Source organism: Brevibacillus fortis (assembly GCF_046196545.1).
Lineage (GTDB): Bacteria > Bacillota > Bacilli > Brevibacillales > Brevibacillaceae > Brevibacillus > Brevibacillus fortis_A.
This window is the reverse complement of sequence record NZ_CP176370.1, coordinates 2,855,500-2,870,171: the sequence shown is the minus strand read 5'-3', so window position 1 is coordinate 2,870,171 and position 14,672 is coordinate 2,855,500. Positions and strand designations below refer to the sequence as shown.

The window sequence follows — 14,672 nt, the reverse complement described above, 5'->3', positions numbered from 1 at the left end:
CTTGTTTTATTGTACCATTTCTTCCATCGGGGTTTCCTCAGTTGCTTCCAGTGCCCCTTCCATCTGCCCTGTCTCTTCTACTGCCGACTCTGCCGCTTTCTCTTCCTCTTTCACTTCCGGCTTCTTCTCTGGCTCCGTCGGCGCGATTGCACTCGCCACGAGTGCCGCGTATTTTTGCGAGCCTTCCTTATTCGGGTGAACACCGTCTTTGTAAAAGTAAGAGCTTTGCCCTTCACTTGCCCCATACCAATCCACAAGAACGACATGCGGATGGGCTGCAGCAGTTTCCGCCAGCATCTTATTCACGACGGCCTCCCACGGTTTAGGTACGCGAGAATTGACCAGAATGATTTGCTCTACACCATCCAGCGATTGCAGCAGCTTATCGAGCTGCCCTTTACTAAATGCGCCGTTCGAGCCTAATTCAATCACAACGCGATTCCCCAATTGCCCTTTTGCCTTGAGCTGCGCAATCACGTCAGGAGCTTGCGACATTTGCCTTCCGATTTTGGCATCCACGACGATTCCTGGCAAAAGTTTCTCCAGATAAGGAGCCACATCAAGCATGACAGAGTCACCAACCACCGTGATTCCTTTACCGGAGCCTATCGCTTTGATCGGTTCCTGTTTTTGGTCAGGCTGTTTGGAAGCATTCGAATCTTTCTGCTTCTCCGCAGGCTTCTGCTTTTGTGCGTTGTTATTTGGCTTCTGCTCGTTTTTCGGCTTGGTTGGTGGAGTAGCTGGTTTTTGAACCGTTTCCGGTTTCTTTTCTACGATTGGCACCTCAGGACCATGTGGCTTGTCGGGGACCTTTGTCTCGGTGACCGTCTGCGTAGGCTGCGGCACATTGCCAGCGGTCGCATCTGACGTGAGCGAAGCGATCCCATAATACGTGACACATAGAGCGATCGCGCAACCAGTTGCCAATACACGGTTTAACCGTTTTGTTTTCTGCCCTGCCTTATTGGAACGATGCCAGATTCTGCCTAATGCACCGTAACGAATAGGCTCTTCGAGATATTTAAATGACAACGATGCCAGCAAAATGCTTGCGAGGAGCTGTAGAACTGCTCCAGGTACCGCCATCCACTCCCTTTCCGCTAAAAACGGATTCGTCCAAACGATAACAGGGTAATGCCACAAATAAATACCGTAAGATCGAACGCCGATCCAACGCAATGGCGTGCAGCCCATCCATTTCGCCAAGCTGCTTGCCGGATGTGCGAGTACTGCGACCAGCACGGCACTGACAACCGATAAGAGGACTAGCCCGCCCTCGTACAAATAATCATCATATTGATTCGTGTTCCAAATGCTGTACAACAGAATCCCTAAGCTCAAGAAACCGCTCAGATCAAGCGTAATTCGCGCTTTTTGTGAAATGTTCGTCGTAAGCATGCGACTCGGCCACATCATGGCGAGTGCGGCACCAATCAGCAACCCGAATACCCGTGTGTCCGTTCCGTAATAAACACGACTCGGATCAAGACCTGGCTCATACAAAACGGCCATGGAGATGGCGGATAGTGCAGCCAGCGCCAAAGTAATGATCATGATTGGCCCTCTGCGCTTCAGGAAGTGGAGTCCCAGAGCGAGTACCAGCGGCCAAATCACATAAAACTGTTCTTCTACTGCCAATGACCACAAATGGCCTAATGGTGAAGGCGGACCGAATTTTTCAAAATAAGATACGTCATGAAAGACTAGCCACCAGTTACTCACGTACAAAACGGCTGCTCCAACATCTCCACGGATGGTCTCTAACTGGGCTGGCGAAAAGATAGCCACCCCTACCATCACCACAAACAGCATGAGGAAAAGCGCTGGGAGCAGTCTTCTGGCACGGCGCAACCAAAAGTCTTTCATGTCGAGTCTGCCATTTCGATTCCATTCTGCAATTAATAAGTCTGTAATTAAATATCCCGATAAAACGAAGAAAATACCGACACCCAACAATCCCCCGGGTGCCCAGTCGTAATTCAAGTGATAAATAATGACTGCGAGTACCGCCAGCGCACGAAGCCCGTCGATCCCAGCCATGTATCGGCTGCTTACGCCTTTGATCGGTTCAGGCATGCTGGTGGCCTCCTGTCGTTGCATGTTGGCGAGTGATTAATTCGTTCTGATTATTGATTCTTTTCGTACCCATCGTCCTTTTCATTTTTTTATGGTGATTCTTCGTGCTCGCCATGCAAAACATCTGCATTCTCCCCTTTTGCTTCCGTTCTGTTTTCATCATTTGTTGTTGGGGGCAGTCATTACACATCGGGAATTGCGTGCTCTATGAATGCAAAAACCCCTGTTTCTGGAATCGTGCGAAAACGGGGGTTGGTCTCGTTCATTATCTTTATGGAAAATGAATTCTTCCCATCATCGTTGCCCGTATTCAGGATGTGATGAACTACTCACTATCTCGTTGTTTTCTGGTCTCTTACTCCCTTATATATGCATCACGCCTTCCTTATAATGGATGGACTCACAAGGAAATTACCCGGTCCTTGTCTTACGTTTGACTTTTGCTGAATAGTTGTTTGTAACCTGATTATATGACGGTTTCGGGGGATAACTCGTTACAAACTGTTTACATTCTGACAATGTTTTTTTCCCGGTAAAAACGCGGAACAAAAAAGAAGCTGCTGGTATACTTTTCCCCATCAGCTTCACGATTGTAGATCATCGCAGACCACCACTGTCAGATGCAAAATGCAACATGTTTACTTGTCACAAAAGATTTACGGATCAACAGCCTGCATCAGTTCGTAATTTTTTGCGAGTTGTATTGACATTCCTGATTGTCATTTGTTGATAAACCTTTGAGCCAATAAGTTTCTGCTTGATGTAATGCCAAATCCAAAAGCTTGTATGTATCGTCTCTTCCAATTTGTGAGGAATAGTTGCTTTGAAATCGGTATCCCCCGAAGGAAAGCGACATCAACCCGGTTATTCCCCTATCACTTCCATTTTCGCCAATCGAAACGGGAAACACAAGACAAAAATAAAATCCCCATCGATTACCAGCACCGACGAGGATTTTCGCTTGATTATCCCAATTTAAATGTGATGAGTAAACAAATAATTCAAGAAGAAACCACCACTGACTACCGCAATCACCATGCATACGATGCCACTTTTCACCCGTTCGGAAAGCAATCGCATAAATCCAAGACAGAAAAAGACTCCTGTGACCAAAAAATAAGCGACTCCAACCCAAAAAATATTCCAAGGCAAGCTCGCAAAATCTACGTTACCCAAACGTGAACACCATCCCTGTCCGATTCTACTGATTACTTGTATGTACGATACTCCATTATAGCATTTGTTCACGCTTACTTTCCCATTTTTGCACAATGCGTAACAGAAGTGTCATACATCTTTGTCTTCATGTTTTCTACACAATCGTTTGGTACGCTTTCTCCAACAGCTCAAAGGAGGAAAAAGTGCATATGAACAAACGGAAAGTACGCCCATGGGCTTATCCCTTGGTTCTAGGTGGCGTTTTGCTGTTATCCGCCTGCTCCACTGCCACTGATAATACTACGATGGATCATAATGGACACAACATGAATCCTTCACCCGAAACATCCGGACAAACTCAACCCCAACAGATGTCTGCTTACAGCGACTCGTCGATGGAGGTGCTTACAGGCAATACGTTTACCCTCACAGCAAAAGAAAACATGCTCCACCTCGATGACAAGACCATGAAAAACGCATGGACGTACAATGGAACCGTTCCAGGTCCACAGCTTCGTGTCAAACAAGGGGAAACCATCAGCGTGACGTTGAAAAACGAATTGCCCGAGCCAGTCACCATCCACTGGCATGGCTTGCCCGTCCCGAATAACATGGACGGAATCCCTGGTGTGACCCAAAATGCCGTTAGACCAAACGAAAGCTTCACCTACACATTCAAGGTGGACGTTGCCGGGACATACTGGTACCATTCGCATCAAAACAGCGCCAAGCAAGTAGACAAAGGCTTGTATGGTTCACTTGTGGTAGAACCGGCTACACCAGAGCCAGCTGACAAGGACTTTACCCTCGTTCTGGATGAATGGATGCAGGACGATAGCATGGCGGAAATGCACGGAAGTGGCATGAGCCACGGCATGAGTGCCCCTTCTTCCGATAGCTCGTCCGCTGGTGGTCACAGCATGGCCAGTATGGAGATGCCTATGAGTGACGCTGAGATGATGCCGTTGATGTATACGATCTTTTCCGTGAACGGAAAAACAGGCCCGGCAATCCAGCCGCTATCTGTTAAAGAAGGAGAGAAAGTCAGAATCCGACTAATCAACGCCGGATACTTGAACCACAAGCTGAACCTGCAAGGTCATGAATTTAAAATCGTAGCAACAGACGGGCAACCCATCAATAATCCGCCCCTTGTAGGAGGCCAGCTCCTCAATATCGGACCAGGAGAACGATATGATCTCGAATTTGTCGCAAACAATCCTGGCAAATGGTTATTAGAGGAGCGCAGCACTAATCCAGGCGCCAAGTCCCTTGTCGTACCTATCGTCTACGAAGGCTCAGAAACAAAAACAGCCAAATCAGAAGCTGGCGACATGCCAACGATAGACATCACGAAATACGGTGAGGCGGCAAAAAGCAACTTTACGCTGGAGCAGAAGTATGACATCACGTATCAAATGGATCTGAACACGGAAACGGCAGATGGAAAAATGGCCTTTACCATCAATGGAAAAACGTTCCCAGATGTCCCTCCGCTCAACGTCAAAAAAGGCAATCTGGTCAAAGTCACGATGGTGAACAAATCACCAAAAGATATCCACCCGATGCATTTGCACGGACATTTCTTCCAAGTATTGAGCAAAAACGGACAGCCTATCTCAGGCTCCCCTCTGGTCAAAGATACGCTGAACATTTTACCGGGTGAATCTTATGTAGTCGCCTTCGAAGCTGACAATCCAGGTGATTGGATGTTCCACTGCCACGATTTGGGCCATGCTGCGCAAGGAATGGTATCCGAAGTAAAATATGAAGGCTTCAAGCCAGATTTTGTCGTTGATCCTACCGTCGGCAACATGCCGGAATAACCATAGAAAAAAGCAGGAAGCCACGCAGGCTCCTGCTTTTTCATTACGCCAATACACCGTCCAAAGACGTTTTCCACTCTACCCCTGCTGGGAAAACATCCTGTACTTGCTGTCTCAGCTGATCATTTTGGCTCAATTGTGGACTCAAGATCGATACCAGACCGCTATCCTCTCTCGAACGGATCAAACGCCCGATGCCTTGACGTAGTCTCAGCAGCATGTAAGGCATATCTACCTCGTCGAACGGATACGCTGCACTTTTTCGTTTTGCTGTAAACACCGGATCATTCGGCGGGAATGGCAGTGACCAAATAATCACATTGGACAGCGAAGGCCCCGGAACATCTAACCCTTCCCACAGGCTCACCGCACAGAGGCTGCTTTTCTCGTCGTTTTGGAATTGAGAGATCAGATGGCTGATTTCCGCATCTCCTTCAAACAAGAATCGCAGATCCGTACAGGCTGGCTCGTTTTTGATGACGGCCTTGAATTGCTGTAATTCCTCCATGGAGGAAAACAACAGCAACGCACTACCCGCTGATTTTTGCAGCAATTGGGAAGCCTGTCTCATTTTTTCCGCAAAAGAGTCGGTCGCAGAAAGTGTCGGTACGTATACCTCCATTTGCTTGTCGTATTCGTATGGAGAAGCCACCGAGAACGACAGGTATTGCTCTATGCCCAAGCTGTCCGCCACATACTTGAACGATCCATCAACAGATAGAGTCGCTGACGAAAAGACAATCGGCATCTTTTGTGAGAATACGCGCTCTTCCAGTACTTCCTGCACCTTTTTTGGCATGACGACCAAGGTTGGCCCTGTAATCTCTTCACTCATCCAGGAAATGACGTGATCCGGGTCTTGGAAAAGTCCCAGTGCCAGCTGCATCATTTCCAGATGCTCTTCGACAATACGCAGCTGGAACTCGTCCAACGTATACAGACCACCCTCTAGCGCCAGCTCTTCTTCAATCCAACTGACGAGATTCGTAAAACGGTGGATGGTTGCAATCAGTTCCGGATGGAAGTGAATCTCTTTGCGGTTGGAGCCCTTCACAGCCTTGCTCTCTTCGTTCAATCGGGAGAACATCTCCTCGCTCTGAGCAATGGCTTCTTCAATGGCAATGGCGAGCTCTTCCCTGATCTCACCCTTCAAGACACGCGTAATCGTTTCTTCGAAGACAGAGTGATTCAGCTTGTACGTCAATGCTTTTTGGGCAGCAGGCTCCAGCAGATGACCCTCGTCAAAAATGACCGAGCTATGCGGTGGCAGCAACGGTAGCTGACCTCCGCGCTTGCGGATTTCATAGGTCCACACATGCTCCATATAAAAGTCATGGGAGCAAATGATCAAATCCGCTGACTTACGGTAATGATTTCTGGAAAGGGTCTGCCCACAGCGGTGCTGTCTGTCACACACAAAGCAATCCTGAAACGTATCCCAGTTCATCTGCGCCCATTCTTGATCATCCAGGTCAGGATATGTGCTGCGATCCCCGTACGGATAAAACGACTGCAAGGCCTCATGTGTATGAATAAAGGAAGGCAGCTCTTGATAAATATGCTGGAAAGCTTCGCCTGTCTCAGGCTGGAATCTCGCCTCATCCAGCTTGCGCAAACAGAGATATTGGTCCGGAGATTTTCCGAGTCTCGCGTCAATCGTCAGGTTGAGATGACGAGCCAGCTTGGCAATATCGCCTTCCGGTTTTACGAGCTGCTCAATCAACGACTCATTCGCACAGGCAATGATGGCGGGTTTTCTGGTATATCGTGCATAGCAGATGGCATACAGCAAGTAAGCCAAGGTTTTTCCCGTGCCTACTCCCGCCTCTGCAAAAATCGTTTGCTTCTCTATAAAAGCCCGTTCAAGCTGAAAGGCCATGTAGATTTGCTCATCACGCACCTCGAATCCAGCCTCAGGCAATACTTCATAAAAAACGTCCGCTACCCAATCACTCACCTGAGAGATGAACGGCTGGGACGGATCGTAGGCAAAAGGATAACGTTCCAATTGTGACCTGCCTCCAATAATAAAAAGAATCGTCAAGCATAGAATTGCCAACATGTTATGATGACATGTCTTGACGATAAACACAATACAGATGAGAGAAAAAACCACTCCATTTCGTGGTAAGATAAGGATGGTAGAAAAGTAGAATGAAACAGGAGTGAACAAACAAATGGAAAAAGTAATGTTCATTGAAATAGGAATTGGCATCGACATGCATGGACAAAACGTCACCAAAGCCGCAGTCCGCGCTGTTCAAAATGCCATCCATCACAATTCGATGCCTGGGTTGCGTTCTGTCTTGCCAGGAAACGATATCCATAACATGAAAGTAAATGTGAGACTTGCCGTTCCTGCTGACAAGGACAAGCTCGACTTAGAAACGGTTCGAAAAGCACTGCCTTACGGAGAAGTCTCCTTCGAAATCGTCGATGGTGGCATGCTGACGAGCAGTGGGGTCGTGATCGCTGAAAAAGAGGACAAGAACGACCTTGCCTATATCGTCATTGCTTCGGTAGAGGTAGGATACTAGAATACGGGCTCATCCACTACATGTGGGTGAAACTGATAACGCTCCAACTCTATTTCTCCTGCTGCTGATACGACTATCCCTTCGCTTTCCAAGGCCATTTTTTGCAGCGTGAACGAATCCAAATCTTGCAATCCGATCTTTCCTTGGGCGTTGATGACCCGATGCCAAGGAAGCTTGTGCTTTTTGGACATGGAATGAAGGATGCGAACGATTTGTCTGGCGGCCCTTGGACTCCCGGCCAACGCAGCAATTTGCCCATACGTCATGACATGGCCCGCTGGAATCCCGGCAATAATTTTTAGTGCGCGCTGCGTAAATTCGGTCATGATGACTACTCCTTCTTGCTTGATCAAATCAAAAGGCTTGTGATTCCTTGCGATCACAAGCCTTTTCTACTTTTATCAGGTTAAAACAGTCTTTCCAGCTCGTCAACCAGACTGCCGACGTATGCGACAGCCTCGCGGATTGGCTGCGGATCTGACATATCTACGCCAGCTTTTTTCATCAGTTCCAGCGGCGTTAGTGTTCCCCCTGCTTTGAGCACCTCGATCCAACGATCAACGGCAGGCTGTCCCTCTTGCTTGATGCTCGCTGCCATCGCTGTAGAAGCGGTCAAACCAGCAGCGTAAGTGTACGGATACAGCCCCATGTAATAGTGCGGTTGGCGCATCCATGTAAGACTCGCTGCAGCGTCGAGATCAACTGCATCACCCCAGAAGTCTGCGAGCACTTGCCCTTTCCATTCGGAGAGCTGTTTGGCGGTCAATGGTACGTCTTTTTGCGCTGCTTCGTATACTTTTCGTTGCATTCTCGCTTCTAGCAGATGCGTGACAAAGTTGTGATAGTACGTATTCATCAATTGCAAGATGACCCAACGCTTCAAACGAGGATCGTCGGATTGCTCCACGATGTGCTGCGCGAGCAAAAGCTCGTTGAGTGTGGAAGGCGCTTCGATAAAGTACAGGGATGGACGAGAGTTCGTAAAGCTTTGCTCCCTTGTCGCCAGCATAAAGTGTCCGCAATGCCCCAGCTCATGAGCCAGCGTGAAAGCACTGCGCATATTTCCCGACCACGTAATGAGAATGTAAGAGTGCTTGCTATATGTCGTTGAGCAGAACGCACCTGTCGATTTGCCCACGTTGTCTACGTAATCGATCCAGCGTTCATTCAGCGCTTTTTCCATAATGGCTGTATATTCAGGACCCATTACTTGCAAGGAAGCCAGTATCTTTTGCCCAGCTTCTTCAATCGTAATCGGCGGGCTGAATTCTGGGTCAAGCGGTGTCTTCAAATCGCAAAAGGCCAACTTCTCAAGACCGAGTTCTTTTGCCTTGAGCTTCGCATAGCGTCGCATGTGCGGAGCGAGTTCATTCCCGATAATATCCAGAATGTTGTGGTACATATCCAATGTAACCTGCTGTGGCTTAAGCAGCATGTCCGTTACGGTCTCATAGCCACGCAGACGAGACATGACGGTTTGTTTTTTCACCTCTGTTGCGTATCCCGCAGCGAAGGAGTTTTGGTAGGATGCGAGCGTCTTCGAGAAAGATTCGTACGAAGCACGACGCAGCGTCGTATCGGACGACATTTCATAATCGGTCTCAAACAGCGCGAAGGATACTGGACGCTCATTTCCTTCGCTATCATTGACGGGTGCAAATGACATGTCCGACAGCTTTCCGCGCGCATATATGTTGTACGGCGCAGAGAAAACCTCGCCCATAGCCGCAAACGCTTCCTCGGTCTCTGCCGACAGTCGGTACGGTTTTGTTTCCAGCAAATCATTCAGACTTTTGCGGAATACTTCGAGTCCTGGTTCTTCCGCCAAGAAGCTCTCGATTTTTCCTTCAGGCAAAGCCAAAATCTCGGAAGGTATAAAAGAAAGCGCAGCGTTCAGCTGGGACATGACATCCCCTACCCGTGCAGAATTCGCTTGGTTTTGTGGATTCGTCCCGTCTTCAGACGACCGCAGTCTAGCATACGTCGCTGCGATATTTGTCCGAACATTGATCGCCTCGTTTGCCTCCAAGCATGCCAACAACGTCTCTCCACTCGTATGTAGCTGACCTTTGAATGCAGTGACCACAGGCAGATGCTGTACAATTTCTGCTAATTCTTGCTCCCACGCTTCCTGGCTCTCAAACAGATCGTTCAGGTTCCACGTATACTCGACAGCGACTTGATCACGTGTCTGTCTTGTCTTCACTCTGACTGCCTCCTTTGGTTCTGCCAATAAAATATTTTTTATGTAATAAAATTGCCTTTTCATTTGAATTTTCCTACAATTAACCAAAATAAACAAGTGGATAACTTGCTCGAATTAGGCCGTAATCTGTCTTTTTCTGCGCTTTCCTAGGAAATTCTTTCAAATCATAAGCAGGTGATTTCGGAGGGGAAGGTAAAATAGATAGAATGCAAGTAAGCCTTTTGTTCTTAAAAGGAGGAACTGAACCATGTCTTTTGAAACCTTGTTTGACCGTTACGCTGATCTCGCTGTGAAAGTCGGCGTGAACGTACAGCCTATGCAAACGTTAGTAGTAACCGCTCCGCTATCTACTGCTCCATTTGTAAGGAAAGTAGCCAAAAAAGCGTACGAAGCAGGTGCCAAGAACGTACATATTGATTGGACCGACGATGAACTCACACGGATGAAATATGATTTGGCTCCTGATGAAGCGTTTCGCGAATACCCGCAATGGAAGGTACAGGGATTAGAGGAAATGGCGGAAAATGGCGCGGCGTTTCTCTACATTTCTGCAGCGAATCCCGATTTGCTGAAAGGGGTAAATCTTGACCGCATCTCTACTGCCAACAAAGCAGCTGGTCAAGCTCTCCACAAATTCCGCAGCTATACCATGTCAGATAAAGTGAGCTGGTGCGTACTTGCGGTACCATCACCTGCATGGGCCGCCATGGTCTTCCCGCATTTGCCACAAGAGGAACAGGAGCCTGCCCTGTGGGATGCAATCTTCCGCGCCACTCGCGCAGATATGGATGACCCGGTCCAAGCTTGGCATGACCATCATGCGACACTGAACAGCAAGGTGGATCAGCTCAACGCCAAACAATACCGCTACCTTCATTACGAAGCTCCCGGCACCAATTTGACGATTGAGCTGCCTGCCAACCACATTTGGATTGGCGGCGGTAGCGTAAATAAAGACGGTGCCTCCTTCATGGCCAATATGCCGACAGAAGAAGTATTCACCGCGCCATTAAAAGAAGGGGTCAACGGAACCGTTCGCAGCACCAAGCCTTTGAGCTATCATGGGAATTTGATCGAGAACTTTACCCTGACTTTTGAAAAAGGAAGAATTGTCTCGGCAACTGCTGAAAAGGGAGAAGAATCCCTAAAGCAATTAATTGAAACAGATGAAGGCTCGCATTATTTGGGGGAAGTGGCCTTGGTTCCTCATTTGTCCCCCATTTCGCAATCAGATATCATTTTCTATAACACGCTCTTTGATGAGAATGCGTCCAACCACTTGGCGATCGGGAACGCTTACAGTGTGAATATTGAAGGTGGCGCTGACATGAGCAATGAGGAACTGGCTAGTCGTGGTATCAATATCAGCCTCACTCACGTCGATTTCATGATCGGCTCCGCCGAGATGAACATTGATGGAGAAACAGCTGACGGCAAGCGTGAACCACTATTCCGCAACGGAAATTGGGCTTGAATCTAACCTGAGAATGACATAGCGAGAGGCTGGATTTGTGTCATCACCATGACAAATCCAGCCTCGTTCTTTTCTCGGATACAATAGCTCTTTTTGCGGAGCGCTTTCATGAAGGGGAAATAATCGGATACAAGTGCCCCTGCATAGCAAAGGACGCTTTCCCCGTTTCCTCGGAAACAACAACAATCAGTGCATCACTTTTTTCACTCAAGCCCAACGCAGCACGATGTCTGGTTCCCAGCTTTTTTTCCCCTACCACAACCTGAGATAATGGCAGTACATTGGCCGCGGAAACGATATGATTTTCCCGAATCAGGACGGCCCCATCATGCAAAGGGCTGCCTGGATAAAAGATAGACTCCAGCAAGGAATGGCTCATCGTTGCTCCAATCGGTATGCCAGCTTGCAGCAGTAAATCAAGTGGGTCCTCGCGCTCAACGACAATCAATGCTCCTTGGCGCCTTTTGGCCAAGTGCTGCACGGCCTTGGATAAATCCAGATATTTTTCTGTATAGGGTGAGAGATAGCATTGTAAATAAAAGGAGGCTGCTACTGTTTCGAGTCGGCTAAACTTCGTCCGTATTTGATCAAACGTCCCCAGTACACATTCGTTTTCATTTTTCAAAGCATGTATGCTCTCATCTAACGTAACGGATATTCCTCTCAGCTCTTGCAGCAATTCAGCCTTCAGCGATGATGTATCACAGTTAACTTCCAGCATATGAACCCCTCAATTTCCATTTCTCTTCACGCTTCGTTCTTTGTTTGATTGTTCCCCTCCCTATAGGAAATCATTCTATTTCCTAGATGATAATTCCACTGCAATCCGGACATAGTAAAACCAAATGATCAACAGCTTATGGAGCGAAACCGACATGATAACGGAATGGAATGAGTTTCTTTCCATCGCACAAGACTCGAATGATTTTAAGCATTACCCCCTGCTGAACGAGGAAAGTCCTTTTGTTATTTCGTACTATCAAACCTTGATAAAAACAGAGCTGCTGCAAAAAAATCTCTTGCGCCCCCTTCAAGAGCGTATGGAAGCAAATGACTCGATCACGGACCTGCGCCACTTTTCCCGCTTTATCCATGTGGAGGATATTATTTATACAGACGACATACAGACAGTCGTCTCCAAAATCATGACGGGCTATGCTGCCATCCAATCGAAAGACAATCTACAGTTCTTCGCTCTCATCAATCTGTCCAATCCGACTGAAGGACTGCGAACTGACAATGACACGGAAAACGAGTTTAGTGTCGTTGGACCAAAGGTAGGCTTTGTTGAAAACATCGATATTAACCTGCATCTCATCCGTCAACAAATCAGCACACCCAAATTAATCATTCGAGAGTTAACCTTAGGTACGCTCTCTCATACGCGCATCGCCGTTGTCTATTTGTCTGGTATTACGAATCCTCAGCACATTGAAACGGTTGAACAAAGACTACAGACGATCGACTTCGATATTATTTTTGATTCATCACAGCTCGATCAAATCATGAGTGATAATTCGAATACCCCTTTCCCATTGTTTCTGTCTACAGAAAGGATTGACCGGGTCATCTATGCCTTAACTCTCGGGCAAATCGTGATTATTTCCGATGCATCTCCGTATGTCATTACCGGTCCAACCACTATTTTTGATTTCTTCATTTCTCCCGAGGATTATTATTTACCGTGGATCTTATCATCCTTGTTTCGGTTGATTCGCATTTTTGGTGTGCTTTTTTCTATTTTAATGACACCTGCCTACACGGCGGTTCTCACTTTCCATTTGGAAATGATTCCGCAAGATATGTTGGCTCCGATCATTTTATCGAGGAAATACGTTCCGTTCCCCCCCGTTTTGGAGGTGCTCTTCTTGGAGCTGACGATCGAGTTCTTGCGAGAAGCAGGTGCCCGGCTCCCAACAAAGGTCGGACAGACTCTTGGAATCGTAGGTGGAATCGTCATTGGTCAAGCATCTGTAGAAGCAGCCTTGACCAGTAATATATTGCTGATCATCGTTGCTCTGTCGGCGCTTGCCTCTTTCACTACGCCCATTTACAAAATGTCAAATACGATCCGTTTCCTGCGCTTCCCGCTCATTATTTTGTCTGGAATTTGGGGCGGGCTTGGGATTGCCATCGGTCTCATGTTCATGCTGACTCATCTTCTTCAGCTTAAATCGTTAGGAACACCTTACCTGGCTCCGCTTTACCCTTTTCGCAGACGTAGCTTCGCGGACAGCTTCATTCGCTCTTCCTACAGCAAAACGGCCAGAAGGTCTGCTGTTATGCGCGTCATCTCACAATGGAGGTACGATCCTGACAAGGCCACTCAGAAAAGAGACATTGATGAATAGATGAAGGAGCCATCGAAGAAACCATGGTAGCAAAGAGGACATGGATACTGGTGTTATTTATATGGATCATAGCTGGCTGCTCTTCGACTCGAATCGTCAGCGAAGTACAGCTGATTCATTCACTGGGGCTCGATATCGAAGATCAAAAGATAAAAGGCGCGGCTATCACCCATGTGTACGGAAAGGAAAAGACCTCGGTAGAACTGCTGGAAACAAAAAGTACGAATTTATTTTCGATCCTTCCTGATTTTAACGCCATCACCCCAGCACAAGTGGAGCTTGGGCAGCTGCGCTCCGTCGTTGTCGGGAGGAGATACGCTGAAAACGGAATAGAATCGCTGGTGCATACCCTTTGCCGCGACCCCTCTATCGGTTTTCGCCTTCAACTCGCTGTGGCGGAACCAAAGGCAATGACGATTTTGAAAGGCATCCGTCATATGCAAATCCCTTTTTTCATCTCCGATAGTGTCGCTCAAAATATCAAAACGTTGAATTTGCCCAAGACCAACCTGCATATTTTCTTATTCAATTTTTATGGCGAGGGTCGCGATCCTTACCTCCCCTATTTCGTGATGCATAATGACAGAGTGAAGCTGGATGGTCTCGCGCTTTTTCGAGATGACAAATTCGTGCATCGCATCAATTCGAAAGAGAGCTTTTTGTTAAAAATCATGGTCGAAAAAGCCAAGAGTGGTCAAATTCCATTTGAAGTGACGATAAACAATCGAAAAGAATCTGGCCTGTTGAAAAATCTTCATTCCCATGCCGCCTTCGATGTCAATACGGCAGAACCTGTTCCCAGTATCTTGGTAAAGCTCACAGTAAACGGGCAAGTCAAAGATTATTCGAAGTGGCTGCAATTATCCAATCCACAAGTCTTGCATCAAATGGAAAAAGAACTTGCCTCGTACCTGCAAAAGGAGGCGACGAGCTTTGTTAAGCATTTACAGAAGCTAGAAGTTGATCCGGTTGGATTTGGGGATTTGGTTCGTGGTCGAAGCACTTCGTGGAACTACTCGCACTTCAAAAAGATTTATCCATAGA

At 47.3% G+C, this 14,672-nt stretch carries 11 protein-coding genes; 5 read left to right on the top strand and 6 right to left on the bottom strand.

The window, feature by feature from the left end; genetic code table 11:
* Positions 1-6: 6 nt before the first annotated feature.
* Together ACKKE8_RS14850 and ACKKE8_RS14845 are read right to left on the bottom strand one after the other, a co-directional pair.
* A complete protein-coding gene (locus ACKKE8_RS14850; RefSeq protein ID WP_409178803.1) occupies positions 7-2,076 on the bottom strand; it encodes an acyltransferase family protein in 2,070 nt (689 codons plus the stop codon).
* Between the two features lie 676 nt (positions 2,077-2,752).
* Entirely contained in the window at positions 2,753-3,223 is a 471-nt protein-coding gene (locus ACKKE8_RS14845; protein WP_409178802.1) for a hypothetical protein, read from the bottom strand.
* A 220-nt stretch (positions 3,224-3,443) separates the two neighbouring features.
* On the opposite strand from ACKKE8_RS14845, the gene ACKKE8_RS14840 reads away from it, so the two are divergent.
* Entirely contained in the window at positions 3,444-5,060 is a 1,617-nt protein-coding gene (locus ACKKE8_RS14840; RefSeq protein WP_409178801.1) for a multicopper oxidase family protein, read from the top strand.
* Between the two features lie 43 nt (positions 5,061-5,103).
* Here the strand turns inward: ACKKE8_RS14840 and ACKKE8_RS14835 are convergent, their stop codons facing one another.
* On the bottom strand, positions 5,104-7,068 hold the full coding sequence (locus tag ACKKE8_RS14835; protein ID WP_409178800.1) for an ATP-dependent DNA helicase: 1,965 nt from the start codon (positions 7,066-7,068) through the stop codon (positions 5,104-5,106).
* Positions 7,069-7,237: 169 nt separating this feature from the next.
* Here ACKKE8_RS14835 and ACKKE8_RS14830 point away from each other — a divergent pair, with 169 nt between their 5' ends.
* Positions 7,238-7,597 (top strand): Lin0512 family protein, encoded by a 360-nt coding sequence (locus ACKKE8_RS14830; RefSeq protein ID WP_007726864.1) that lies wholly within the window; start codon positions 7,238-7,240, stop codon positions 7,595-7,597.
* Here ACKKE8_RS14830 and ACKKE8_RS14825 read toward each other — a convergent pair.
* Positions 7,594-7,923, bottom strand: a complete 330-nt coding sequence (locus ACKKE8_RS14825) for an MGMT family protein (protein WP_409178799.1) — start codon at positions 7,921-7,923, stop codon at positions 7,594-7,596. The genes ACKKE8_RS14830 and ACKKE8_RS14825 overlap by 4 nt on opposite strands.
* Before the next feature lie 80 nt (positions 7,924-8,003).
* A complete protein-coding gene (gene pepF, locus ACKKE8_RS14820) occupies positions 8,004-9,803 on the bottom strand; it encodes an oligoendopeptidase F (protein ID WP_409178798.1) in 1,800 nt (599 codons plus the stop codon).
* A 247-nt stretch (positions 9,804-10,050) separates the two neighbouring features.
* Between pepF and ACKKE8_RS14815 the strand changes: the two genes are divergently transcribed.
* On the top strand, positions 10,051-11,277 hold the full coding sequence (locus ACKKE8_RS14815) for an aminopeptidase (RefSeq protein WP_409178797.1): 1,227 nt from the start codon (positions 10,051-10,053) through the stop codon (positions 11,275-11,277).
* A gap of 106 nt (positions 11,278-11,383) precedes the next feature.
* Here the strand turns inward: ACKKE8_RS14815 and cdaS are convergent, their stop codons facing one another.
* On the bottom strand, positions 11,384-11,998 hold the full coding sequence (cdaS, locus tag ACKKE8_RS14810) for a sporulation-specific diadenylate cyclase CdaS (protein ID WP_007726860.1): 615 nt from the start codon (positions 11,996-11,998) through the stop codon (positions 11,384-11,386).
* Between the two features lie 154 nt (positions 11,999-12,152).
* Here cdaS and ACKKE8_RS14805 point away from each other — a divergent pair, with 154 nt between their 5' ends.
* Positions 12,153-13,628 carry a spore germination protein gene (locus tag ACKKE8_RS14805; protein WP_409178796.1) on the top strand — a complete coding sequence of 492 codons (1,476 nt, stop codon included), beginning with the start codon at positions 12,153-12,155 and terminating at the stop codon, positions 13,626-13,628.
* A gap of 23 nt (positions 13,629-13,651) precedes the next feature.
* Entirely contained in the window at positions 13,652-14,671 is a 1,020-nt protein-coding gene (locus tag ACKKE8_RS14800; protein ID WP_409178795.1) for a Ger(x)C family spore germination protein, read from the top strand.
* Position 14,672: the final 1 nt, after the last annotated feature.